Source organism: Paenibacillus sp. J22TS3 (assembly GCF_018403205.1).
GTDB classification, from domain to species: Bacteria; Bacillota; Bacilli; order Paenibacillales; family Paenibacillaceae; genus Fontibacillus; species Fontibacillus tuaregi.
The window spans coordinates 271,553-295,625 of record NZ_BOSF01000002.1; the positions used below are offsets into that span (position 1 = coordinate 271,553).

The following is a 24,073-nucleotide window of genomic DNA, read 5'->3' on the forward strand; positions in this document are numbered from 1 at the left end:
ACGGGAGGACTCAATTATGAAACTTGAGCTGAACAAACTGACTAAGCGTTTCTCAGCCAAAACAGCTGTGGAGGACATGAACATCACAATAAATAGTGGAGTTTATGGTCTGCTCGGTGCAAATGGAGCCGGAAAAACAACACTCATGCGTATGATCTGCGGAGTGCTGGCTCCTTCATCAGGTTCAATAACGTTGGATGGCGCTGATATTGCCGAGATGGGAGAGCAATATCGTGATTTGCTTGGTTATTTGCCTCAAAATTTTGGATATTATCCTGACTTTACTGCAGAGGAGTTCTTGCTGTATGTTGCTGCACTGAAAGGCATACCGCCGCGCAATGCCAAGCTAAAAGCATATGACCTTCTGCAAACAGTCGCTTTATCTGACGTAGCCCGCAAAAAAATACGAACTTTCTCCGGTGGAATGAAGCAGCGTCTGGGCATTGCCCAGTCTATGCTGAATGACCCACGCATTGTAGTACTGGATGAGCCTACAGCGGGCCTCGATCCCAAGGAAAGAGTAAGATTTCGCAATTTGATTTCGGACCTGGCGAAGGACAAAATTATTATATTATCTACTCATATTGTCTCAGATGTGGAATATATAGCAGATCAAATTTTGGTGATGAAGAAAGGCCGCCTCTTGATGACGGGAACTGTCGAAGAGTTAACGTCTTCCATGGAGAACTGTGTGTGGAATTGTCTGGTACCGGCCAGAGAGGCGGATAACTGGAATGACAAGTACTGTATCAGCAATCTCAAGCATGAGGGCAACCAGTTGGAGCTGCGTATTGTGTCCAAAGAAAGACCGCTTCCAGATGCGGTACCTGTCGCTCCCACCTTGGAGGACCTATATCTGTATTACTTCCAGGATGAGTCGCCTGCTAAGCCAATCAAGGGGGTGAGCTTATGATCCCGCTTATCCAATTTGAACTCCGAAAGATGGTAAGAAGAAAAGCAACTTTTGCCGGTATGGCTATAATAGTCATTATTTCAATATTGCTTACCCTCTCTACAGTCTCCGGAGAAAGCCGTACAGATCAAAATGGTAAGGAGATTACCGGTCTTTCTGCAATCTCGCTGGCTAGAGAGCAGACACATGAACAGGCCGGAAGGCTGACTACCAAGAAAATAGGGGCCGCCATAGAACGTTATCATGCTGCAAGGAACAACCCCGAAAATTTGAACGGCGAAGAGCTCTCTGATAAAGCTTATGGTCAAACGGAGCAAAAGGATGCTGAAATTCTCAGTCTGATCCGGCAAATTTACTCCCCCAAGGCGGGATATGACTATTATGTTATTAACAAATTAACTTCGGCAGACGCGAGCCATTTCTATCAGAAGAGAATGGACAAGGTTCAGGAATACCTGGACACAGACTATACTTACGGCAATTATTCGGTTGAAGATAAGGCGTTCTTTCTTAAGATGAATCAAAAAATAGCTGTGCCTTTCGCCTTTGATTATACCGATGGCTGGAAGAACGTCCTGCTTAATTTATGGATCATTATTTTTGCAGCTGCTTTTATAGTATGTGTATGTGTGTCACCGGTCTTCTCGGGAGAGTATCAATCTGGTGCCGACTCTATTATTCTCTCCTCCCGTTATGGACGAAGTAAGGTCATCAGGGCCAAGCTTTGGGCGAGTATAATCCTTACAACCGGATTGTTTTTAGCCTCTATTCTAATTTTCACCCTGTTGATTCTCGCCATTTACGGATATTTCGGGTGGAACAGCAATCTGCAGATTATCCAGTTTCGGGCGCCCTTTCCACTAACCCTTATGGAGACCTATATCTGGTCTGTCTTGCTTGGATTTCTGGCCTGTCTCCTGATGATGACATTCACTCTTGTGTTGTCTGCCAAAATGAAGGCCCCCTTTTATGTCATAATCTGCTCTGCCATTGTCCTTCTTGGACCAATGTTTATTCCTTATAGCAAAAGCAGCCGATTCTTCAATCATATCATCAATTTATTCCCTGTAAAAATGATGAATGGGTACTCTTCGTTCTCCCATTATGAGCTGTATCATGTGTTGGGATACAGTATACCTGAACCTTACGCTATGGCTGGCACTGCAGTCATCTTGTCCTTTGTTCTTCTCCCCTTAGCCTATAAAGGTTTTAGGAACCACCAAGTTGCGTAAGTGTCTGGAAACTTGCCTGAAAAGCCTACCATGGGGAAATACACGGACGGGATACCGGCGGGTTGTCAATAGGCCAGATGCTGCCCTGACGCCTTAACAAAAGAAAGGCTCGTACAGGCAGGGGATTATCCTTCCCTTGCACAGTACGAGCCTCTACGACAATTGTCCTGAAACGGGTGAACCACTGTATACTGAACAGAATGTACGGTGGTGTGAGTGATCGGCTGCTCAACTAATTTAAGTAGCTGTCTGCTCACTCGAGGACAGTCGCTTTTACTTGATCGAAGCCTCATAGATTGCTTTAATGGAGCTTGAAAGCGTCTGGTTGAATTCCTCATCCGTCTGGCCGGCTGTCAGCCCCTCGGCGAGGGCACGCGAGAAGCTTGCGATCAGCCCGTGATTGCGGGCGAGCTTCTCATTCGCTTCGGATTGGGAATACCCTCCTGAAAGAGCCACAATTCTTACCACATGCGGGTCCTTCATTAAATCGCTGTAGAAATTGTCTTCCGTTGGAATGGACAGCTTAAGCATGATCTTGGTCTTGTCGTCAAGCTTGGAGAGATGGGTTTTGATCTCTTCCTTGAGAAGCTGCTCCGACTTCAGTTTATCCTCACTGTGAATATCCACTTCCGGTTCAATAATAGGAACCAGTCCTGCCTCCACAATCTGTTTACCCACGGCAAACTGCTGCTCCACAACCTTGCGGATTCCAGCTGGATTCGCTTCCTTAATAACCGAGCGCATCTTGGTGCCGAAGATGTTGCGATCTACAGCCCGCTTCAGCAGATCGTCAAGGCCTGGATTAGGCTTCATGAGCTGTACACCTTCTTCGGGATCAGCGAGTCCTTTATCGATTTTTAGAAACGGCACAATGCCTTTCTTTTCCCAGAGATAATCTGCGGTATACTTGCCGTCGATGAGGCGGTCCATCGTGTTCTCGAACAGGATCGCTCCCAGAATGTACTGGGAATCAAATGAGGGGCTCTTGATGATCCGGGTCCGCATTTCATGAACCAGTCCAAACATGACTTCCTCGCTATCATAGCTTGCAGGTTTGATGCCATAATGCTCCAGCGCCTTTGGGGTGCTGCCTCCGCTTTGATCCAAGGCCGCAATAAATCCTTGGCCTGTATGGATTTGTTCCAGCTGCTTCAAATTCATAGATAGTTCTCCTTTCTTGGTCGGAAAGCAAATCCGACCCTATTATAATTCCCTAACTTCCAAGGGTTAGATTCAGGCTTCATATAACCAATCGCAGGCGTATCGAAACTGCTGCCTACCGATTTCCCGGTAGTCTGAGTGATTATCATCGTATAAGATTGTTGATCCGTAAAGGGAATCGTGCTGAGATTGTAGAACTAGTTATCGAATTTATATGGCCTAAATGATTGAAAATCAACTTTTATACTGGGGGTATTATGACAGCAGCTATTATTTCCACTAAATTAAATATTCCTGCAGCGCGATCAATAGTAGTCCAGCGCCCCCGCTTAACCCAGCAGCTGAATGATGGAATGCAGGGGAAGCTCACCTTGATTTCGGCAGGGCCAGGAAGCGGAAAGACCACATTGCTCGGTCAGTGGATGGCAAGCTGCGCTTTTCCTGCCGCCTGGCTGTCTCTTGATGAAGGTGATAACGATCCGAGCCGCTTTTTGATGTATCTTATTGCTGCCCTTAGAACTGTTTCGGCTGGTTTGGGCGAGCAGGTATCTCTGATGCTGCAGTCACCTCAAGCCGTGTATATGGAATCGATGGTGGAGGCTCTGATCGGCGACCTGATCGAGATTCCCCATTCTTTTGTGCTTGTTATAGACGATTATCATGTCATTGAAGCTGAGCCGGTTCAAAAGGCTGTTGCCCTGCTGCTTGAGCACATGCCTTCGGGTATGCATTTGGTCATTGCCAGCCGCAAGGATCCGGCTTTGCCACTTGCCCGGCTTCGGGTCAGGAACCAGTTGAACGAAGTAAGGGGGGCGGATCTGCGTTTTAATACTAGGGAAGCAGAAGAGTTCCTCGCTCGGGTCATGGGGCTTCGCCTGCCGCCTGAAAGCGTGGCACAGCTTAAGAATCGTACCGAAGGGTGGATCGCCGGGCTTCAACTGGCCGCGTTATCCCTTAAGGGTCATAAAGATCCGGATGCATTCATTTCTTCCTTCTCGGGGAACCACCGTTATGTGCTGGATTATCTGTTTGAAGAGGTGCTTCAATATCAGGCTCCGGATATCCGGCATTTTCTGCTCTATACTTCGATTCTGGACCGGTTCTGCGGTTCACTGTGCAGCGCAGTTCTAACGGGAATTGACCAGATGTCCAGCGGTCTTGTAAGGGGAAGCCAAGACATCTTGATCTATCTTGAACAAGCCAATTTGTTTCTTGTTCCTCTGGATGATGAGCGTCAGTGGTATCGCTACCATCATCTGTTTGCCGATCTGCTCAGAAGTCAGCTGTCCCGGCACATTGCCGAACACGGGAGGGACCCTGCAACAGAATTGGCTGACCTCCACCAGAAAGCCAGTGCTTGGTATGAAGAGCAGGGGTTCGAGCTGGAGGCATTTCAACATGCGGCTTCCGCGGCAGATATTTCCCGTGCAGCCCGGCTGGCGGAGGGTAAGGGAATGCCGATCATCTTCCGGGGAGCTGCGTCAGCTGTGAGAAATTGGCTGGAATCGCTGCCGGAGAGTGAGATGGATAAGCAGCCCTCTCTTTGGGTTATGTATGCCTCTGTTCTGCTGATGGCCGGAGATGTGCAGGGTGCCCAGATCAAGCTGATGGCTGCCGAGAAAGTCTTGAAGGAAATCCGGCAGGAATCGGTACGGCGCGATCTGACCGGTCATATCGCTTCGATTCGGGCGACGCTGGCAGTCAGCCGGCACGAGGCCGGCACGATACTTGCCGAGTCGCGCAGGGCTCTGAAATATCTTCATCCGGACAATCTGCCAGTCCGGACTGCGGCCATCTGGGCGCTTGGATATGCACATCAGCTGCTGCGGGACCGTGCGGCTGCACGTCAAGCCTATGCTGATGCGTTAATGCACAGCACCCGGCTCGGACATAGGGTGATTATGCTTATGGCATCATCGGGACTTGGAAACATTGAGGAGCTTGAGAACCGGCTTGATGCAGCTTTATCTCATTATGAGCACGTGCTGGAAATGGCGGGAGATTCACCGCTTCCGGCCGTATGTGAAGCATACCTGGGACTGGCACGGATCAGTTACAAACGGAATGACCTTGAGGCAGCTGAGCGGCATGCAAATCTATCCGTTCAATTGGCGGGACGCTTGGCATATTCAGACAGGGTTGTCGCTTGTCAGGTTATGCTTGCGAGAATTCTGCTTGCAAAGGAAGATATGGATCAAGCAGTTGCTATACTATCGAATGCTGCTATGGCCGCTGATCGGCATCAGTTCGAGGTACAGATTCCAGCAATTGCAGCTGTCCAGGCACAGATTTATCTGAATCAGGGCCGTTACGATGAGGCCGCAGAGCTTGCACGCAGTCATAGGCTTCCTCTGCTCCAGGCAAGAGTGGAGCTCGCCAGGGGCGGAACCGCTGATCTGACTGAGGAACTGGGGCTGCTTCGGGAGCAGTCGGCCGCAAAAGGTCATGCGGATGAACTGCTTGAGATTTCAGTGCTGCAGGCTGCTGCTTATTTTGAGCAGGGTGAGAAGGTGAAGGCTTATTCATTACTGGAGGAAGCACTGGAAACAGCGGCGCCAGAGAGACTAATCCGAACTTTTGTAGAATTAGGAAGTCCTATGTCCAGGCTTCTGGATGAAGCAGCTTCCCATGGAATCCGGCAGGATTATACCGGGCTGCTGTTAGGTCATTTTGACGTGGCCAAACGACGTTCCGGCGCCTCAAACACTGAGTTGCCTCCGATTCCGGCTAAAGCCTCTCTCATTGAGCCGCTGAGCGAGAGAGAGCTTGAGGTGCTCCAGCTTATCGCTGAAGGCCTCTCAAACCAAGAAATCAGCGAGAGGCTGTTCATTGCCTTAACCACTGTGAAAGGGCATAACCGTATCATCTTCGATAAACTTCAGGTGAAACGGCGTACAGAGGCAGTGGCGCGGGCACGGAGCCTGGGAATTTTGTAGATTTTGTAGGCTCTGTAGATTTTGTAGATTCTGTGGATTACCTTTTCCATCAAGGCCCTTAAGACAGATTTCCTAAAACCATACTTTAGTATCTGTAATCCACGTCTATACACTTATATACTGAGTGTAAATTGAGCCTGGAGGAAAAGCATGAGAGCAATGATCTGCACAGCGTATGGTTCATCTGATGTACTGCAGCTTAGAGAGGTGGAGAAGCCTGTACCACGGGACAAAGAAGTACGGATTCGGGTTCACAAGTCCACGGTAACTGCGGGTGATATCAGAATCCGGGCTTTTCAAAGTCCGCTGCTGTTTTGGGTGCCTATGCGGCTGGTATTGGGAATCCGGAAGCCGAGACAACCAATTCTCGGAGCCGAGCTGGCGGGTGAAGTGGAGTCTGTTGGCAAAGACGTCAAGCGGTTTAAGAAGGGTGACCGTGTATTCGCATTAACCGGAATGCGGCTGGGAGGCCACGCAGAGTACACCTGCCTCCACGAAGACGCACGGATGGCTGTTATTCCGGCCAATGTCTCCTATGAACAGGCCGCCTCCTTGCTTTTCGGGGGGACAACGGCCCTGTACTTCCTAAGGAAGGCTGGTATTCAGCAGGGGCAGAAGGTTCTGATTTACGGAGGTTCGGGAGCTGTTGGAACTTTTGCAGTACAGCTCGCGGCATACTTTGGAGCTGAGGTAACCGGTGTATGCAGCAGCGGTAATTTGGACTTGGTCAAATCTTTGGGCGCTGCCCATGTGATTGATTATACGAAAGAGGACTTTGCCGCAAGGGGGGAACAATACGATGTTATCTTTGACGCTGTCGGAAAAAGCTCGAAATCGCACTGCCGCAATGCTCTCGTTCCCGGCGGTTCGTTCGTGACTGTCGACGGTCAGGGGATGGCCAAAGTGCGGAATGAGGATGTTCACTTCCTGGCAGAGCTTATGGAAAAGGGACAGCTGCATTCGGTCATCGACAGATGTTATACCCTTGAACAGATCCCGGAAGCGCATCGGTATGTGGAGAAGGGTCACAAAAAAGGCAGCGTGATTATTGCGGTATCGAATGACAAATAGACTTATGGTGTAAACCCTCACTTGGAGGGTTTTTTATTTTGCCCGAATTGATAAATATTAGGGGTTATTGTATAAAGTAAGTAGTAAGTAATAAGTAATAAGTAGTAAACGTAAACCAAGAGTAAAAAGTTTAACCTTTCAGCTTTCAGATGCAAAGTTCAGTTGAACTAAACAATGACAAGAGAGAGGAGTGGCCATAGTGACAGATCTGAGCTTGGTCCAAAGCTTCTCATTAATTGCCTTAAACGCACAGCGGAGTCTTCACCTCACGACTGAGAAGAAAGTGGCTCTTCGCTGTATGGCAGCCGCGGTTATTTTAGAATTATATTTGGATGGTGGGTTCGAAGAATCCGAAGGAAAGCTTAAGCTGAGTGAGCGGGCTTCAAGCAATCTTATCACTAGCGGTCCGACTCGGTGGGCCGTGTTAGTTGGACTGATTTCTGACAAGTTAGACGGTGCCGGAGCAAAGCTGGACGAATGGCTGAGCCAAGCAGCAAGATTATCGAATCGAAAATTAGCTCAATTGGAGCATGCAATTGCTGAATCTCTTAAGGAACAGGATGGCTTGAGGAGATTCATCATCTGCTGAGTTGCGATCTGTATTTTGAATCAGCTGGAGTCGAGATTAAGGAATACCGGAGTGATATGAATCAGTACACTCGGATAACAGAGGAATTACGGGCGGAAATACTGGAGGATGGAACGGTTACAGAAGAAGCAGTTTGCATGTTATGGCTGCTCCGGGAGAGTGGATGCATGCATGATTTATTTTCACGTAATGAACTGGAGAGAGTGGGCACTCGGATGGATGAGCTGTATTCTGAATCTGCGCTGGCCCGAACTTTATTTCCTATCCCCATACACAAGCGGAGTGAGCTTATCATTAAGCAGCTGTTACATATGAAAAAGATGGCTGTGAAAACCCAGGTGGGACGCGGACTGAATTTTGTATTTCCTATCATTGAGCGATCCCAGTCGGTCTTTATTGAGACAGAGGAAATGTTTGCAGGTCCTGATCAAAGAATCCGTGATGTGATTACAAGACTTGAATCTTATGGACATGTGGTTAAGGTGATACGTGGGGGGCAAGTTCCAATTATTAAAATCGACAACATATGTTATGAAGCTCATCCCCATGCTGCCTACACACGAGTTCCTATTCACGGTGTGCGATTGCAGCCTAAACGTCCGGCAGCCGTCGTATAAAGGAGCGTAGAACAATGTCCAGACAACGCTCCATGGATGCCATATTGGCATCAGAGTATGTATCGATTGGGGAACTGGTACGGCTGACAGGCTCCCGTTACAGCACACTTAAGTTTTATACTGAGGAAGGCATGCTTCCTTTTGAACAGGCAGAGGAGAATCTGACACGGAGGTACAAGCGGGAGGAGACGGTCATGCGCATTCAGAAGATCAAAGAGCTGAAGACTGCGGGGTTATCCATCCCGCAAATCAAGGATGCGATTGGTGTGAAACAATAGCGCCTCATAAGTGACAGCCCCAGACAATTGTTGTCCGGGGCTTTTTAAATATATCCCGATGAGGCAGTGTTTAAAAACTTAGACACCGAAAACTCTTCTGTCTAAATAATGAGAATTGTCAATAACAATAATCACAATTTGAGTCTTTTCAGCTTGTTGTATAGTGTTGCTCTTGAGATGCCAAGCTGCTTGGCGATCGCAAGCTTGTTGCCCTGAGTTGATTCCAGCGCCTGGATCAGAAGGTTACGTTCGCATTCATCCAGCTTGGCACGGAATACCTCTCCGCTGAACTCCAACCTGCCGGAATGGTCTCCCGTATTGCCAGAGGAAGTCGCTTCCTGATTCCCGGTATAGATATTCGGGGGCAGATACTCCCGTCTGATCTCCCCATCGGTCGAGAAGATCACAAGACGCTCAATCGTGTTGCGGAGTTCACGGATATTCCCGGGCCAGTCGTATTTGAGAAGATCCTCAAATACATCCGGTGTGAAGGACTCGATATGGCGGCCATAAACGAGCGAGAATTCGTGCAGGAAGGATTGCGTCAGTTCATAGATATCCTCTTTGCGCTCGCGCAGAGAAGGGATATCCAAGGATACGACATTCAGCCGATAGTAGAGGTCCTCACGGAATGCGCCTTCCACGATCATTTTCTTCAAATCCCGGTTGGTTGCAGCGATAATCCGGCAGTCCGCCTTCTTCAGCTGTGTGCCCCCGACCGGGAAGTATGTTTTCTCCTGGAGAACCCGGAGCATCTTAACCTGCATTTCCAGCGGCATTTCCCCGATCTCGTCAAGGAAAAGGGTACCCCCATTGGCTAGTTCGATCTTCCCTTTCTTGCCTTTCGGATCAGCACCTGAGAAGGCGCCTTTCTCGTAGCCGAACAGTTCACTCTCGAACAGGGCGCCCGGGATGGCCCCGCAGTTAATCGCAATAAAAGGGGCGCCATCCTTCTCGCGTGCATTGTGTATCGCCTGGGCGAACAATTCCTTGCCAGTGCCGCTCTCGCCCTGGATAAGCACAGTCGCTTTGGTGGTGCTGATTTTTTTGATCGTCTCGATACTGCTCTTGATCGCTGGACTTGTGCCTTTGATCTGCTGATAAGGGTTCTGCGACGGGCTCAGCATCGCCACTTCCTTCTGCAGATGGTGAACCTTGTTGGTCATCTGCAGAAGCTCGTTGTGGAGCCTCATCTGGGTAGTCAAGTCGGATTCCGCCGCTACGGCTCCAATAATCTGGCCATCCAGCAGCACCGGATTGGAATTGATGAGAACAAACATATTTTGTCTTGGACGATGCTGCATTTTATGCACGGACTCCCCGGTCTGAAGCGTCTTCAGGGACTGAAGACGGTCGATCGGGAAAAAGTCGGAGGCGGGTTTGCCGATGATTTCTTCTTTTTGGATAGAGAAAATATGCTCTGCTCCAGACGTCCACACCGCCACGCGGCCTTCCTCGTTAATCAGGGTGATCGCGATGTCAGGGTTAAGTGTTTCTAAAGTAGTCTGGAAGTAAGCCTCCAGGCATTGATGGGCATGAACGGCTGCCTGAATAATATCTCCCGAGGTGATATAGCCCACAGGTTGATCATCACGGAGCACGATGGCCAGAGGGCAAGAAGAGAAGACCAAAGAGACGTCGGTCAACGAGGTTTCAGCGTTAACGGTTCCCACGTCTATAAGGTCTTGATTATAAGGATGAATAGTTGAGTTAGAAGCGGGAGAGGGCTGCAGCAGACCGTATCTCCCATCTTTATAATCTATAAATACCGGTGATGGATTGATTGAATTATGACGGTCTTGATACGCTGACAGTTCAGTGCGTGTAATCAGGGTGCAATCGGTTCGAATAAGGCTTTCCAGACTCGGTAACAGATGCTTCAATGAGCTGACCCCCCAATATATAGGAACACAAGCTAACAGACTGTGACTAGGGTCATTATACCGGGCCGGATTTTAAGTGTAAATATTTTTAGACAGGATTAGCAAGTTGTTTTGAAAACGCTTACGGATGTAGAGGTGTTATTTGAACATATTCTTGACCACCATCCACAGATTGGCCGGCTTCTCAGCCAGACGGCGGGTGTAATAAGGATACCACATCGTGCCGTAAGGCATATAACACCGGATACGGTAACCATCCTTGGCTAATTGGGCCTGATCATTCATCCTCAGGCCATACAGCATTTGAAATTCAAATGCGTCCTTGGGGATCCCGTGCTTATGGGCATATTCCTTGACCCAATTGATAATACGGTCATCGTGGGAGGCGATGGCTGTGTACACGCCCTGGTCCAGATGCATGCGGATAATCTTTTTGTAGTTGTCAATCACTTCACTCATCTGCTGATAGGCAACAGTACCCGGCTCTTTGTAAGCGCCTTTGACGAGACGCAGATTCACTCCGGCTTTGATGAGCTGCATAACGTCATCCTCCGTACGGAACAAGTAAGCCTGGATCACCGTACCTACATTTGTCAGCCCTTCGGCGTGCAGGCGGAGTACAATATCGATCGTAGCCTGGGTGAAGGGAGTGTCCTCCATATCAATACGCACGAAATTGCCGTGTGCCCGGGCCTGCATCACAATGGTGCGGATGTTCTCATAACAGGCCTCGGGGTCCAAGGCCAGGCCCATTTGGGTGGGCTTTAAGGATACATTTGAATCTACCCCGCGCTTTGCGATGCCATCAACCAGCTTAATATATTCTTCTTTATAGGCATTAGCCTCCGATAACCGCTTGATGCCCTCTCCGAGATGATCAAGAGTAACCATGATGCCCTTGCGGTTCAGGGCTTCAATTTCATCTAAAGCTTCGTCCAAAGTATCACCGGCAATGAACTTGCCTGCTAATTTCTTTCCGTATTTCAGAGACAGCTTCTCAACCAGCTTGTTGCCGGATACCGACAGAAGTACTTTCCGGTAAAGTTCTGTGCCATCCATTTCGTGTTTCCCCTTTCAGACACCTGTAATGTTGTCAGCTGAGCTATTTTGACAATGAAGTATAAGCAAAATGTGTGCCAACAGACGGAATTGACTTTATTGGCATGATAATTGCTTATTGTTCTATGGGAAGGTGACATAAGGAAAATCAGGAGAGGATGGTTCCGAAGATGAGATCAGAATTCAAAAATGAGGTATTCGTTAATTTTAAGGAAGAACACAATAACGTAGAATATGATGCCGTGCTGAAGAAGATTGAGGCTGAGCTTGGCAGGGAGTATCCGCTCATTATCGGCGGTGAGAGAATCGTAACCGGAAATAAGATCGTCTCGGTTAATCCGGCCAACAAAAGCCAAGTGATCGGCACCGTATCCCAAGCCGACACGGAGCTTGCCGAGAAAGCGATCCAATCTGCGGCCGCCACGTTTGAGACGTGGAAGCGCACCGATCCGAATGAGCGGGCGAGATACCTGTACCGGGCCGCTGCCATTCTCCGCCGACGCAAGCTCGAGTTCTCCGCACTGATGACTTATGAAGCTGGAAAGACCCGGGTGGAGGCCGATGTGGAAACGGCGGAAGCGATTGATTTCCTCGAATTCTACGCCCGCGAGATGCAGCGCCTCAGCCAGCCTCAGCCTCTGACGGTGAGTGAAGAGGAAGAGAATGAGCTGTACTACATGCCGCTCGGCGTTGGAGTTGTTATTCCTCCTTGGAACTTCCCGCTGGCGATTATGGCAGGTATGACCGCTGCCGCTTTTGTAACCGGGAATACGATGGTTCTTAAGCCGGCGAGCACAACGCCAGTCATCGCCGCAAAATTTGTGGCTTTGCTGGAGGAGGTTGGACTTCCGGCCGGCGTAGTGAATTTCCTGCCTGGACCGGGGGGGCAGGTTGGCGATTATCTGGTGGATCATCCGCTTACCCGGTTTATCAGCTTCACTGGCTCCCGCGATGTTGGCCTTCGGATCAATGAGCGGGCGGCGAAGACGAATCCGGGGCAGAAATGGATCAAGCGCGTAGTCGCCGAGATGGGCGGCAAAGACGCCATCGTCGTGGATAAGGATGCGGACTTGAATCTTGCCGCAGACATGATTACGCTGTCTGCCTTCGGCTTCTCGGGCCAGAAGTGTTCGGCCTGCTCCCGCGCTATTGTGCACGAGGAAGTGTATGACACCGTGCTGGAGAAGGTTGTGGAGCGCACAAGCAAGCTGACTATGAGCAATCCGGCCGAGGCGGCGGCTAACCTTGGACCGGTCATTGATGAGAAGGCATACACAAAAATTCAAGAGTATATTGAAATCGGCAAGCAGGAAGGGCGTCTGGTGTTTGGTGGGGGCACGGGGGATCCGAACGGATTCTTCATCGAACCGACAATCTTTGCGGATGTGGACTCCAAAGCCCGGATTTCCCAAGAGGAGATATTCGGCCCGGTTGTTGCCTTCACCAAAGCCAAGTCCTTCGATGAAGCGATTGAATTCGCCAACAATACCGATTACGGCTTGACCGGGGCGGTGATCTCCAATAATGGGGCCAATCTGGAGAAAGCAAGACGGGAATTTTTCGTAGGCAACCTTTATTTCAACCGTAAATGTACGGGCGCTTTGGTAGGAACCCATCCGTTTGGCGGATTCAACATGTCCGGAACGGATTCCAAAGCCGGGGGCCGGGACTATCTGCTGCTCTTCACCCAAGCGAAGCTGGTGTGTGAGCGTTTCTAATATTATTACAGGCATACCGGTGTTCAAAGATCACCCTTTTCAGTATAGTGAAGAGAGGATGAACCGCATTTCTTTTCTTAGGTGATGATCTGTGCGGAAGGGGAGATACTGTTGTTAGGCTACCAACTGGTGCAAGACCAACGTGTAAAGCTGGCGATTACTCCTGAATTGAAGCAATCCATTCATATTTTATCGTTGTCCGGGTATGAGCTGATCCAGTATTTGCAGGAGCAGGCGATGGAGAACCCTGTGCTTGAGCTCGAGGACAATAGAGATTATTACTTATATAGATCGAAGCTTCGGGCCAAAGGGGAAGCCCGGCCAATGCAGGATATGCTGGGAAATGTGAAAGGTGCGCAGGAGACGTTGGAAGCGAAGCTGAAGAGTCAGCTTCGTCTTCTCTCGCTTCCGGCAGAAGTCTACAGGGCTGCCGCTTTCCTGGCCGGCAATCTGAACGAGGATGGGTACCTGGATATGGACATGGAAGATATTCAGAGTCCTTCCAGTGTATCCGCGGAGCTTCTAGAGACTGCGCTTGAGAAGCTGCAATCGCTTGAGCCTGCGGGGATTGGCTGCAGAAATTTGAAGGAATGTCTGCTGCTGCAGATTGTCCGCGACCCATCGGCTGCGCCCTACGCCTATGAAGTTGTAAGCGGATTCTTGACGGAGCTGGCGAAGGGTAATTTGGGCCGGATTGCCTCGGATCTGAAGATCACGAAAGAGCAGGTTCAGGCAGCAGTCCGCTATATCCGTGGACTTAACCCACGTCCTGGGCAGACGCTTACCGCATTTGAACAGCATTATATTGTACCGGATGCAGTGGTTGAACGTGCAGGCGACAGCTTTACGGTGGCTCTTCACGCTTCTAACTTACCGCGGCTGTCCATGAACCGCGAATGCAGGGAATGGGTGAGTCTGAAGCAATCTATGGAGGCATCAGCTTACTTGAAGGACTGTATGAAATCAGCACGGTGGGTGATCCGGAGTGTAGAAATGCGGAAGGCGACCCTCCTGAAGGTGATTTATGCCATTATGGAGGAGCAGAGTGCTTTTCTTACCTCTGGGGTGAGAAGCCTTCGTCCCTTGAATTTGAATACGATAGCGAGCAGGTTGGAAATGCATGAATCTACCGTCAGCCGGGCGGTGCAGGGCAAATTTGTGTTTACCCCGCACGGTGTGTTTCTGCTTAAGTATTTCTTTGCGGCAGGATTAACCACCTCTGACGGCAGTGAAGCCTCTTCCCGGAAGGTCAAAGCGAGAATCAAGGAGATCATTGATTCGGAAGACCGGCGCAGCCCGTATTCGGATCAGAAAATTGTGGATATTCTCTTCTCGGAGGGAGTTCAGTTATCCCGAAGAACCGTAACCAAATACCGGGAGGAGATGAGGATTCTCTCCTCGTCCTCTCGGAAGCAGCGCATATGACAAGAGGGCTGTCTCACGCATTACTGTGGAGACAGCCCTTTCGTATGATTAGGTCAGCTGGAGAGCAGCTATTTTTTAGAGTCCGCACTTTTCTGTTCAGCCTCTCAAATGGGCTGGTATGTCTGATTTCTCCTCGAAGGTTAGGGGCTGGGCAAATGATTCCATCCCCCTGGAGAGGATTATGAGCGATTCGATCAGGTTGTAAGCGACAATGGGCTGTACGGCTCCACGGTCAATGATCCCTGCTTCCGAGGCGAGCTTGATGCTGTGATCGAAACCGATCACCTGGAAGGCAATCTGGCTAAGCGCTTCGGCTTTCTCCGGCTGGACGCCTGGAGGCTGGTCCCAATCTCCCCTGTCAGCCTGGCTTGAGGCCGCCACCGTACGGACACTGCGGCACAGCTTGGTCAGGGTGAGTGCACATAGCTTCAAGGCTGATGAGAGCTGCACGAAAACATCGGTATCCTGAGGTGATTCCTTGTCGGCCTGGGACACCGTGAGAGGAATCTGGGTTAATTTGCTTAAATAAGCCACAGCTTTATTTGAAAACTCATGACTGAGTTCAGTCCCGCTGTTGGCGCCTGCATCGGACAGGCGAACGGCTTGAACATGCGAAGCGGCCTTGGCGAGCTTATCCAGATCCTGCTGAAGGCTCAGGGCAGCTTCCTCGAATTGCCCCATTAGCCATTCCTTTGTTCCCGTCTTAGTTTGGGGTTCTTTCGATTGGTGATGCGGCTTGCTTGGCTGTTTCGCTGCAGCGAGCAGGGCAGTTATAAGCTGCTCCGCAGTACCTGTCAGCTTCTGTGACAGCTGATAAGAAGCAATCCGCAGGGCCGTTGAAATGACTTCATTTGTCGTCTGTCCCAGATTGATGTGGAAGCTTGGATTTACAAGCGCGTAATCTCCTTTGTCCGCAAGCATAAGCTCAAGCACCCGGTTGGCAAGCACTTCATTCATGTTCATATTCAAGGAATCATTGATGCTGCCTTGAATAAAATCAACCTTGAAATGCTCCAGATGTCTTCCTTGGATTACCTCTTCAGCAGCTTTAACCAGCAGGCTTCCGATACGTATGGGCAACGTGCCTATATCCAAGTGGGCTTGGGCGGCCGCTTTTTTCACACAAGCCAGGGCTATTATAAATTCCTTATGCACGGGGGTGCTGGCTATCGGGAACATTTCACCGGCACGCAAGGTTTGGATACCGTAATAAGCATAAGATGGCACTTCGCGTACCCCTATACTGTCCTGTTCGAATCTGATCATTGGCTTACCTCCGCTAGTTCATCCGTTTTTGGGCAGGCGGCACATCGGAATGAAGAACACTGGGAATGAGGCACCGTCTTCTGCATAATAAACTAGCAAAATTCATGCCAATTGCTTTTAAAAAGCCAAATGCCGCTATAAACAGAAGGTTAAGATGTTAAATTTCCGCCAGAACCGCTTGCTCAAAGAAAGCTGCGAGTTCATTGCTGTATGACTCCAAGCTAACTTGGCCGCTAAGACTCTTATTGAAGAGGAATTCATCTATGGCACCCCGGATTGCGCTGGCTACAATGATCACATTGAATTGGCGGAACTCTCCTCTGGCCTGGCCCTCCTGCAGAATCTGGTGAAGCAGGCTGGTGAGAGAATCGTCTTCATCATCACTAAGTCTGTAATAAGGGACATTATCAGGTGTCCGGGCATGAAAAATGATTTCAATCAGCGCCGTATTATACTGAGGGCGCGCGCATTGATAATCCATACAAGCTTTAATATAAGCGTGCAATTTGCCCCTTGCCGTTGATACGTTTCTCGTCTGCTCTATCACGTGGGCAGCGGCGTTGGTTAACAGCATCATAAGCGTGTAGTCCATTAAGTCTTGTTTGTCCTTGAAATGATAAGAAATCAGCGCCGTGCTGATGCCCGCACGCTTGGCAATTTGTGCTAGGCTCGTGTGGATATACCCGATTTCATCCAGGGTGGAGATGGCCGCATCCACAATCTGTCTGCGTCTGGCCTCTGTAATGAACGATGGCTTGTCATCACGCTTTTTAGTCATGATGATCCTCCCCGTTCTTGATCTTTAGTTAATCTCCAATATTGATGTTTTCCTTTATCCCGAACCACAAGGCCCAGCCTGCCCGCTTCGCGCTGCAGTTCCTTGGCGGAGTCGCTGTCCTTTTCCCTCAGGGCATGTTCACGGGCCTTTAACAGCGCGTTGAAACCGGATGACAATTCCGGGCTCTCCGGAACCCAGAGCCGATAATCATGCTCATAGGGATCGCCGCCTGCAGACCATGGATAGCCATGACGGGCAAAAGCCTCCGCCGCTTTGGCGGGCTTGAATTCACAGGCTTCCCGGGCAAGCTCCGCGCCATTAGCCCCAAGAAGAACCAGCTGCTTGCCATCTGTGAATACAGATGTAATGTCCTGTTTCGATAGGGTCTGAGCCTGATCTTTGATTTTCAACTGGACATTTTCATCACTTATAGTGACAAACAATGTCTCGCGAAAAACCGCATACGTAAGCCAAATTCCCGCGATCAATCCCAATAAAGTTGTCACTCCAGCCGCCCAATTGTATTGAAGAGATGCAATTAGCTCAAAGGGACCCTTGAAGGGAAACCAAGGGAGTTTTGTCACCCATGCGGCTATAGTGGGAATAAAGAAACCTAGGATGAGGCCCAGGACAGGAGGGAGGATGAGGATTAGAACCCTTTCGGTCTGGGTAAGTCCCAACTCTGTAGGTGTCTGTTCCCCATGTAAAGAATTGGACATTAGTTTGGTCTCCTTTTGCAACAAAATAAAATTTGAGATTACGATTAATTTTTTGATCAAACAATCAAATTATATAAGTGAATATGGAACGGTGTCAATTATTGGATATTTGATCCTTGAATATGAAAACAAGCGGCTTTTTTAGTTATAGCCATTTTGGAGTCTGCCGCACTGAAGACATACCTGCTATATTTGATGTGTATGTATATCAGGCAAGGTATAAGGAGGCTCTAACCCTTTATGTGCAACATCGCATTTATTCGTATCCGGTAATGTAAGGTACAGAACACTTATGGCTCTTCCATTTTGAAGAAGATGGAACGGGTTCTATTTGATCTGTGCCTTTTTTCATTCCCGAAATATGAATGAATGAGGTGTTTTTGTCATGACCAGAAACAGGTCTAGGAACCGTGAAGGCTCTAACCACTTTGCCAATTTTCCTGCCCAGCATTTGTTAATTCATCCGGGGTTGATTCATGAAATGATTGCCTTGGCCCGGATTGGCCCCAAGGATACCGCTTTAGACATCGGCGCCGGGACAGGGGCGATAACAGTGCTCTTAACCCGGGTGGCTGCCAGGGTCATCGCGGTCGAGAATGATCCCGAATATATCAGGAAGCTCACAACCAAGATGAGGGATGTCCATAATGTATCCATCAGGCAAGCGGACGTCCTGAAGATGGATATGCCCAAACAGCCCTTTATTATAGTGGCGAACATCCCTTACTCTATTACCACGCCGATCTTCGGCAGGCTGTTTGATCATCCGCAGCTGCCGGTGCAGCGGGCGGTTCTTGTCATTGAGAAAGGGGCTGCAAGGCGGTTCACCGCAGATCCCATAACCGATCCCCGGATATTAAAGTGGAGGATGTATTATGATTTCCGGCTTGTTCGCACGGTCTCGCCGAGTTACTTCTCGCCACCACCGCGTGTGGAGTCGGCAGTGATCCTAGTGGAGAGAAAGCGGAACCCGTTGATTCCTTATAAGGACCATGGCAGATTCATGGCTTTGGCTTCGAATGTTCTCAAGGCTCCCATGGCCTCTTTCTATAGGGCTGTTGCCGGGATATTTACACCTGGGCAAGTTAAACATCTCGTAAGGATGTTAAAGATCCATAGAGATCAGCCTGTCAGTTCATTAAATGAGCGTCAATGGGGAGAACTATTCATGACAATGCTCCAATATGTGGAGCCTCACCGCTGGCCGAAAAGACCGAAACCTAATCACCAAAACAGGTGGAACTAGGATTTATGATGGTTAGCTCCTTGGTTGTCATAGGCCGCCATCGAGCGGCGTAATCATCAAGAGTCACCCTGACAGGGGGTGGCTGAATTTGGTGAGATCAATTAGAGGAGGCGAAAGAATTACAATGAGAGCAATTAAGCTTTGGTCTGCGGGAGGCAAAAGAAGGGTTGGCGGATTCCTATCGCTGATGGCCTTGAGCACGATGTTTATTACCGGGGCTCATGCTGAGCCGGACAGATCCGTGAACGGAGAAGCTGCGAAATCGGCGGAATCCGCGATTTTATGTTCAACTACTTCCTGTCTTCAGAAGGCGCTGAAGAATGCGGCTCCCGGCCAAAGCATCACTCTGTCGCCAGGTACTTATACGGGAAGCTTTTCTTCTGATCTGAAAGGAACTGTAGGGGCGCCAATTACGATCACCAGCCAGGACCCGTCCCAGCCCGCTGTTCTGTCTGGTTATGCAGTAGGTTCAGGGTATAGTCTGAGAATCCGCGGTGACTATTGGGTGATCCGGGATTTGAAGTTTACGAACGCACAGAAAGGAATTCTGCTTGATAACTCAAGCCATTCCCTGATTAAAGGGGTAGAGGTATACAATACCGGGTTTGAGGCCGTTCATTTCCGTGACGGGAGCTCTTACAGCACTATTGAGGATTCTTATATCCATGATACCGGCAAAACAGGAGCAGGATACGGTGAAGGGGTGTATGTTGGGTCGGCTGAAGGAGGCGGTTATAATCAGAACACTCATTATAATACCGTCCGGAATGTGAAGTTTGGTCCGAATATTACAGCAGAGCATATCGACATCAAGGAGAGAACGATTGGAACGTTGGTGGAGAACTGTACGTTTAACGGAGTTGGAATCAGCGGAGCCAATTATGCCGACAGTTTCATCGATGTGAAGGGCAACCAGGCGGTCATAAGAAATAACAAGGGTTATCAAAATAATAACAATGTTATTGTGGATGCTTTCCAGCTTCATGAGATTGTTAGCGGTTGGGGGATCAACAATCAATTTCTCAACAATACCTTGTATCTTACGAACCCGGATACTTATGTCATTGGGGCCTACAGCAACTCATCGGCCTCCGCAGCGGGCAATACAAGGAATCCGGCAGGCAATATGTATAGAGGCAACATAAGCGCCCAATAAGAACATGACGGATGGGGGAACCCTTGATTCCAGGCATCCCCCATCCGTTCTCATTACACCAAATATGTATTCTTTTACTCAGCAGGTTTCAAACCAAGAGATCCTTCCTGCACTGGTTGGTTTCCCAGCTTGAACAGCGGCACAATGATTAGAATGCCCGCAAGCATAATGGCACCCCCAACGAGATAAAGAGGCATAAGCGAGATCGTTTCTTTAATCACACCCGACAGCGTCATGGTCACTACCATGGAGCCCATGAACATCGGTGTAAGAATACCGTTAACCCGGCCGATGAATGACTCCTCGGTATTTTTCATGATCAGAGTATTTACCCCGGTGTTAATAGACGGGAATACAAGCCCGGCTATGAACTGGAGACCTAGTGAGAGCCAGTAATTTGTGGATAGCCCCATACCGATCATGGCAAGGCTGCTTCCGAGCAATCCTATCGCCAGGAGCTTCTGTGCGGACAGCTTACCGGACAAGGTGAGGGCGAGCACGCCCCCGATAATCATTGCGACCCCATTAACCAGAAGGAACCACTGCAGATATTCCGCTGGCTTCCCTAGCTGCTCTGTAATCAGGAAAATCCCCATAGGCTGAATCAGACCGAGACCCAGACCGGCTGCCATCATCACGCCGCCAAGCTTCCGCAGAATGGTGCTTGCTCCCACATATCCAAACCCTTTCTTGAGATCCTCCAATACCCGGGACGCATTCTTCGTACTGTCTTCCTGTTGGTCCTTAGGCAGGAATGTAAGCGTACAGGCTGACAGGATGAATGCTACGCCCATCACGCCGATGGCTGTCTCAATGCCATAGCTCTGGAACACGAACGTACCAACGATAGGACCAAATATCATAAACACGGCAAACATCGTCTGATAAATAGACATTCCCTGCTGCACCAGTTGTTCGGGCACATGCTGTTTGAACAATTTAAGACCCGAGGGCTGGGAGAACTGGGATAGTATGGCTGACACCAAGGTGACGAAGAAGACCACCTTCCAGGAACCATTCTCCATCACGAACAGCACGGCAAGTATGGACAATGCACTTAGCAGGTCACACCAGACCATCGTTCGTTTGGGCCTCCAGCGGTCTGCAAACGTTCCTCCGATGAAGGAGAAGATGAAGATCGGCGCATATTCCGCGACAGAAATGAGTGAAACCGCGAAGGCATTATCATGAGTCATTTCTTTGACATACAGCAAAATTGCGATGTTACGGACCCAGATGCCGATCTGCAGGAACAGCGTGGATACCATAATTACTTGCACGAACCGGTTGCTGAACAAGGACAGGCCTGAAGCAGGTGTATTCGCTTTCATACCTAGATCACCCTTTCGTTAACATGGCTATACTTCTGAGTACAAGAATACAGGGACTATCGTTATTCCATAAGGCACGTTAGAATGAACCTTTCTCCTCCCAGGGACCGATTTCCTGCTTTTGGATTTATTAAACCCAGCGATTATGGAGGAATTCACTGTACATTTATATTTCAAGAGCCGGCGGCAGATTCTTGAAGGTTAAGTTTAGACTCGTTTATTCCGTAACGTGTTCAATTGCAGGAACCAGCAGGCCCTTCTATAATAAATAGATTCCGAATAACTGTATGGAAGGTGATCTTTTGTCCAGTTCATTACTGACCAAAAAGGCGCTGGCCGCCTCGCTAAAACGGTTGATGCAGGAAATCCCGCTGAATAAAATCAGCGTGAAGGACCTTACGGAAGAATGCCATTTGAACAGGCAGACATTCTACTATCACTTTCAAGATATATATGAGCTTCTTGGCTGGATCTATCAGACTGAGGCGGTAGACGCTATCGCCCAGGAACGCAGCTATCATACCTGGACACATGGACTGCATACGATATTTACCTACATTGAAGAGAACAAAGCCGTGTGTCTGAATACGCTGAACTCTCTGGGGAGGAACCATCTCGACAGCTACCTGTACACAATGACGAATCCGCTGATTCTTGGAGTGGTCAATGAGGTCTCCTCTGGCAGGCAGGTTCCTGAACAGGATAAACTCTTTATCGCCAATTTCTACACGCTTGCATTCACCGGTCTTGTGATTCAATGGATGCAAGGCGGCATGCGAGAGAATCCCTCAGACATCATAGGACGGCTTAGCAGGCTGGTTGAGGGGAATTTTGAACGGGCGCTGGACCGTTATGAGCATAAGCGCAGCTGATCCCTTGTTTTATACAATTTGATGAAAGTGTCCAAAATCTATACACCTGCTCTGCATTGCAGATGTTAACCTCCGCCAAAAAGTTCTACATTAGAGGTGTTCAGATCAACATTTCTTTTTGGAGGCGACGGATATGACAGCAGATTACAGGGGCAGACAGGTGTACTTTGTAGGCGGCGGGATAGCTTCTCTGGCGGGGGCAGCTTTTCTGGTCAGAGATTGCGGTTTCCCGGGAGAGCAGATTCATATCATAGAAGAAATGAAAATTCTCGGCGGCAGCAATGATGGGGCTGGTAACGGGAATGAAGGATATGTGATCCGGGGAGGCCGGATGCTGAACGATGAGACGTATGAGAACACTTGGAATCTGCTGAGTTCCATACCATCGCTGGAGCATCCGGGTCTGTCGGTACGCGAGGAGATCATTGCCTTTGATACAGCGCATCCGACACATTCCAATGCCCGGCTTGTCAATAAAGATGGACAGGTTGAGGACGTGACGTCCATGGGATTTGATATGGTGGACCGGATGGCCATGCTGAAGCTGATCATGACTCCAGAAGCCAAAATGGGCAAGGCCCGCATCAACGATTGGTTTGGCCCGCACTTTTTCGAGACGAATTTCTGGTATATGTGGGCAACTACCTTTGCCTTCCAGCCTTGGCACAGTGCCGTGGAATTAAAAAGATACATGATCCGTTTCATGCACGAGTTCCCGCGAATTCACACGCTTGAAGGGGTTACACGCACACCTTACAACCAATATGATTCGATTATTCTCCCATTGCATAAATATCTGGAAGGATTCGGCGTTGATTTTGATATGAAGTGTACAGTAACCGATTTGGATTTCAAGGAAGGTGAAGGCATCACCGTAACCCGGATGCATATCGTAAAAGCCGGAGCGGAAATGGTCGTGGACATTGCCGATGGCGACCTGGTTATCATCACGAACGGTTCCATGACTGAGAGCTCCAGTCTCGGTTCCATGACTTCGGCGCCTGAGCTTAATGGCAAGGGAAGCTCTTGGAAGCTCTGGGAGAGAATCGCTGCCAAGAAGCCCGGACTCGGTAATCCGTCGTCCTTCGATGATCATATTGAAGGGTCGAAATGGGAGTCCTTCACTGTCACTTGTCAGGATTCCCGGTTCTTTGATCTGATGGAGGCCTTCTCCCGTAATAAAGCAGGCAGCGGGGCACTGGTTACTTTCAAAGATTCAAGCTGGCTGATGTCCATTGTGCTTGCACATCAACCACACTTCAGAAATCAGCCTGAGCATGTGAAGGTGTTCTGGGGCTACGGTTTGTTCCCTGACCGGGTGGGCGACTATGTGAAGAAACCGATGGCCGAGTGTACGGGGGAAGAGATTCTGACCGAGCTGCTCCATCATCTGAAATTCGAAAAGGATATGGATGCCATTATCGCTTCGGCCAACTGTATTCCGTGCATGATGCCGTTTATTACGGCCCAATTCATGCCAAGAGAGATTACAGACCGTCCTGAGGTTGTTCCGGCAGGCTCCACGAATCTGGCTTTCATCAGCCAGTTCTGCGAAATCCCGGACGATGTCGTATTTACGGAAGAATACTCGGTAAGGGCAGCTAGAATGGCTGTCTATAAGCTGCTCGGCATCAATAAACCGGTTGAGCCTATTCATCATTATCATTACGATGTGCGTACATTGCTTCAAGGATTTGTGACTTCATTCCGCTAGAATCATCATCTCGGGTACTGTTGAAGTTTCATAAAAGCGTTAAAGAAGATGTACGATATAGATAAGAACCTTGATCGCAAATTATAGCGTCGAGGTTCTTTTTCGTATT

Annotated in this window: 20 protein-coding genes; 13 read left to right on the top strand and 7 right to left on the bottom strand. The window is 49.2% G+C overall.

Annotation, left to right across the window (positions count from 1 at the left end; translation table 11 throughout):
- Positions 1-16 precede the first annotated feature (16 nt).
- Positions 17-913, top strand: coding sequence for an ABC transporter ATP-binding protein (locus tag KJS63_RS07105; protein WP_213618524.1), 897 nt, complete (start codon positions 17-19; stop codon positions 911-913).
- Positions 910-2,145 carry an ABC transporter permease subunit gene (locus KJS63_RS07110; protein WP_213618525.1) on the top strand — a complete coding sequence of 412 codons (1,236 nt, stop codon included), beginning with the start codon at positions 910-912 and terminating at the stop codon, positions 2,143-2,145. The genes KJS63_RS07105 and KJS63_RS07110 overlap by 4 nt, the downstream gene beginning before the upstream one ends.
- 273 nt (positions 2,146-2,418) lie before the next feature.
- On the opposite strand, the gene KJS63_RS07115 is transcribed toward KJS63_RS07110, so the two are convergent.
- Positions 2,419-3,306 carry a fructose bisphosphate aldolase gene (locus tag KJS63_RS07115; RefSeq protein ID WP_213618526.1) on the bottom strand — a complete coding sequence of 296 codons (888 nt, stop codon included), beginning with the start codon at positions 3,304-3,306 and terminating at the stop codon, positions 2,419-2,421.
- A 257-nt stretch (positions 3,307-3,563) separates the two neighbouring features.
- Here KJS63_RS07115 and KJS63_RS07120 point away from each other — a divergent pair, with 257 nt between their 5' ends.
- The 5 genes from KJS63_RS07120 (at position 3,564) to KJS63_RS07140 (ending at position 8,797) form a co-directional block, all read left to right on the top strand.
- Positions 3,564-6,242: a winged helix-turn-helix domain-containing protein gene (locus KJS63_RS07120; RefSeq protein WP_213618527.1), complete on the top strand. Its 2,679-nt coding sequence runs from the start codon at positions 3,564-3,566 to the stop codon at positions 6,240-6,242.
- Between the two features lie 150 nt (positions 6,243-6,392).
- Entirely contained in the window at positions 6,393-7,313 is a 921-nt protein-coding gene (locus KJS63_RS07125) for an NAD(P)-dependent alcohol dehydrogenase (protein WP_213618528.1), read from the top strand.
- Between the two features lie 199 nt (positions 7,314-7,512).
- Positions 7,513-7,902 carry a hypothetical protein gene (locus KJS63_RS07130; protein WP_213618529.1) on the top strand — a complete coding sequence of 130 codons (390 nt, stop codon included), beginning with the start codon at positions 7,513-7,515 and terminating at the stop codon, positions 7,900-7,902.
- 167 nt (positions 7,903-8,069) lie between these two features.
- Positions 8,070-8,519 carry a hypothetical protein gene (locus tag KJS63_RS07135; protein WP_213618530.1) on the top strand — a complete coding sequence of 150 codons (450 nt, stop codon included), beginning with the start codon at positions 8,070-8,072 and terminating at the stop codon, positions 8,517-8,519.
- A gap of 14 nt (positions 8,520-8,533) precedes the next feature.
- A complete protein-coding gene (locus KJS63_RS07140) occupies positions 8,534-8,797 on the top strand; it encodes a helix-turn-helix domain-containing protein (RefSeq protein ID WP_213618531.1) in 264 nt (87 codons plus the stop codon).
- Positions 8,798-8,928: 131 nt separating this feature from the next.
- Here KJS63_RS07140 and KJS63_RS07145 read toward each other — a convergent pair whose 3' ends face one another.
- Both KJS63_RS07145 and KJS63_RS07150 read right to left on the bottom strand, forming a co-directional pair.
- Positions 8,929-10,680, bottom strand: coding sequence for a sigma 54-interacting transcriptional regulator (locus tag KJS63_RS07145; RefSeq protein WP_213618532.1), 1,752 nt, complete (start codon positions 10,678-10,680; stop codon positions 8,929-8,931).
- Positions 10,681-10,818: 138 nt separating this feature from the next.
- Positions 10,819-11,739 carry a proline dehydrogenase family protein gene (locus tag KJS63_RS07150; RefSeq protein WP_213618533.1) on the bottom strand — a complete coding sequence of 307 codons (921 nt, stop codon included), beginning with the start codon at positions 11,737-11,739 and terminating at the stop codon, positions 10,819-10,821.
- Between the two features lie 170 nt (positions 11,740-11,909).
- On the opposite strand from KJS63_RS07150, the gene pruA reads away from it, so the two are divergent.
- Positions 11,910-13,457, top strand: a complete 1,548-nt coding sequence (gene pruA, locus KJS63_RS07155; protein ID WP_213618534.1) for an L-glutamate gamma-semialdehyde dehydrogenase — start codon at positions 11,910-11,912, stop codon at positions 13,455-13,457.
- 111 nt (positions 13,458-13,568) lie between these two features.
- Positions 13,569-14,882 carry an RNA polymerase factor sigma-54 gene (gene rpoN, locus KJS63_RS07160; protein ID WP_244862525.1) on the top strand — a complete coding sequence of 438 codons (1,314 nt, stop codon included), beginning with the start codon at positions 13,569-13,571 and terminating at the stop codon, positions 14,880-14,882.
- A gap of 96 nt (positions 14,883-14,978) precedes the next feature.
- Here the strand turns inward: rpoN and KJS63_RS07165 are convergent, their stop codons facing one another.
- From KJS63_RS07165 to KJS63_RS07175, 3 genes are all read right to left on the bottom strand, one after another.
- The gene (locus KJS63_RS07165; RefSeq protein ID WP_213618536.1) at positions 14,979-16,148 is read right to left on the bottom strand and encodes a lyase family protein; all 1,170 of its coding nucleotides are present in this window, start codon (positions 16,146-16,148) and stop codon (positions 14,979-14,981) included.
- Positions 16,149-16,305: 157 nt separating this feature from the next.
- Entirely contained in the window at positions 16,306-16,926 is a 621-nt protein-coding gene (locus KJS63_RS07170) for a TetR family transcriptional regulator (RefSeq protein ID WP_213618537.1), read from the bottom strand.
- On the bottom strand, positions 16,923-17,645 hold the full coding sequence (locus KJS63_RS07175) for a YqeB family protein (protein ID WP_213618538.1): 723 nt from the start codon (positions 17,643-17,645) through the stop codon (positions 16,923-16,925). Before KJS63_RS07175 ends, KJS63_RS07170 begins: the two co-directional genes overlap by 4 nt.
- 385 nt (positions 17,646-18,030) lie before the next feature.
- On the opposite strand from KJS63_RS07175, the gene KJS63_RS07180 reads away from it, so the two are divergent.
- Entirely contained in the window at positions 18,031-18,891 is an 861-nt protein-coding gene (locus KJS63_RS07180) for a ribosomal RNA small subunit methyltransferase A (protein ID WP_213618539.1), read from the top strand.
- A 124-nt stretch (positions 18,892-19,015) separates the two neighbouring features.
- On the top strand, positions 19,016-20,047 hold the full coding sequence (locus KJS63_RS07185; protein WP_213618540.1) for a right-handed parallel beta-helix repeat-containing protein: 1,032 nt from the start codon (positions 19,016-19,018) through the stop codon (positions 20,045-20,047).
- Positions 20,048-20,121: 74 nt separating this feature from the next.
- Here KJS63_RS07185 and KJS63_RS07190 read toward each other — a convergent pair whose 3' ends face one another.
- The gene (locus KJS63_RS07190; protein WP_213618541.1) at positions 20,122-21,378 is read right to left on the bottom strand and encodes an MFS transporter; all 1,257 of its coding nucleotides are present in this window, start codon (positions 21,376-21,378) and stop codon (positions 20,122-20,124) included.
- A gap of 302 nt (positions 21,379-21,680) precedes the next feature.
- Between KJS63_RS07190 and KJS63_RS07195 the strand changes: the two genes are divergently transcribed.
- Both KJS63_RS07195 and KJS63_RS07200 read left to right on the top strand, forming a co-directional pair.
- Positions 21,681-22,250 carry a TetR/AcrR family transcriptional regulator gene (locus KJS63_RS07195; protein ID WP_213618542.1) on the top strand — a complete coding sequence of 190 codons (570 nt, stop codon included), beginning with the start codon at positions 21,681-21,683 and terminating at the stop codon, positions 22,248-22,250.
- Positions 22,251-22,383: 133 nt separating this feature from the next.
- Positions 22,384-23,964 (top strand): oleate hydratase, encoded by a 1,581-nt coding sequence (locus KJS63_RS07200; protein ID WP_213618543.1) that lies wholly within the window; start codon positions 22,384-22,386, stop codon positions 23,962-23,964.
- The last annotated feature ends 109 nt before the right edge of the window (positions 23,965-24,073 follow it).

Bases quoted from the DNA above. Each gene is read 5' to 3' on its own strand.
- KJS63_RS07135 (WP_213618530.1), top strand. From the start codon at position 8,070: ATGCATGATTTATTTTCACGTAATGAACTGGAGAGAGTGGGCACTCGG.
- KJS63_RS07115 (WP_213618526.1), bottom strand. From the start codon at position 3,306: ATGAATTTGAAGCAGCTGGAACAAATCCATACAGGCCAAGGATTTATT.
- KJS63_RS07165 (WP_213618536.1), bottom strand. From the start codon at position 16,148: ATGATCAGATTCGAACAGGACAGTATAGGGGTACGCGAAGTGCCATCT.
- KJS63_RS07125 (WP_213618528.1), top strand. From the start codon at position 6,393: ATGAGAGCAATGATCTGCACAGCGTATGGTTCATCTGATGTACTGCAG.
- KJS63_RS07170 (WP_213618537.1), bottom strand. From the start codon at position 16,926: ATGACTAAAAAGCGTGATGACAAGCCATCGTTCATTACAGAGGCCAGA.
- KJS63_RS07110 (WP_213618525.1), top strand. From the start codon at position 910: ATGATCCCGCTTATCCAATTTGAACTCCGAAAGATGGTAAGAAGAAAA.
- KJS63_RS07190 (WP_213618541.1), bottom strand. From the start codon at position 21,378: ATGAAAGCGAATACACCTGCTTCAGGCCTGTCCTTGTTCAGCAACCGG.
- KJS63_RS07140 (WP_213618531.1), top strand. From the start codon at position 8,534: ATGTCCAGACAACGCTCCATGGATGCCATATTGGCATCAGAGTATGTA.
- KJS63_RS07105 (WP_213618524.1), top strand. From the start codon at position 17: ATGAAACTTGAGCTGAACAAACTGACTAAGCGTTTCTCAGCCAAAACA.
- KJS63_RS07185 (WP_213618540.1), top strand. From the start codon at position 19,016: ATGAGAGCAATTAAGCTTTGGTCTGCGGGAGGCAAAAGAAGGGTTGGC.
- KJS63_RS07180 (WP_213618539.1), top strand. From the start codon at position 18,031: ATGACCAGAAACAGGTCTAGGAACCGTGAAGGCTCTAACCACTTTGCC.
- KJS63_RS07120 (WP_213618527.1), top strand. From the start codon at position 3,564: ATGACAGCAGCTATTATTTCCACTAAATTAAATATTCCTGCAGCGCGA.
- pruA (WP_213618534.1), top strand. From the start codon at position 11,910: ATGAGATCAGAATTCAAAAATGAGGTATTCGTTAATTTTAAGGAAGAA.
- KJS63_RS07150 (WP_213618533.1), bottom strand. From the start codon at position 11,739: ATGGATGGCACAGAACTTTACCGGAAAGTACTTCTGTCGGTATCCGGC.
- KJS63_RS07175 (WP_213618538.1), bottom strand. From the start codon at position 17,645: ATGTCCAATTCTTTACATGGGGAACAGACACCTACAGAGTTGGGACTT.
- KJS63_RS07200 (WP_213618543.1), top strand. From the start codon at position 22,384: ATGACAGCAGATTACAGGGGCAGACAGGTGTACTTTGTAGGCGGCGGG.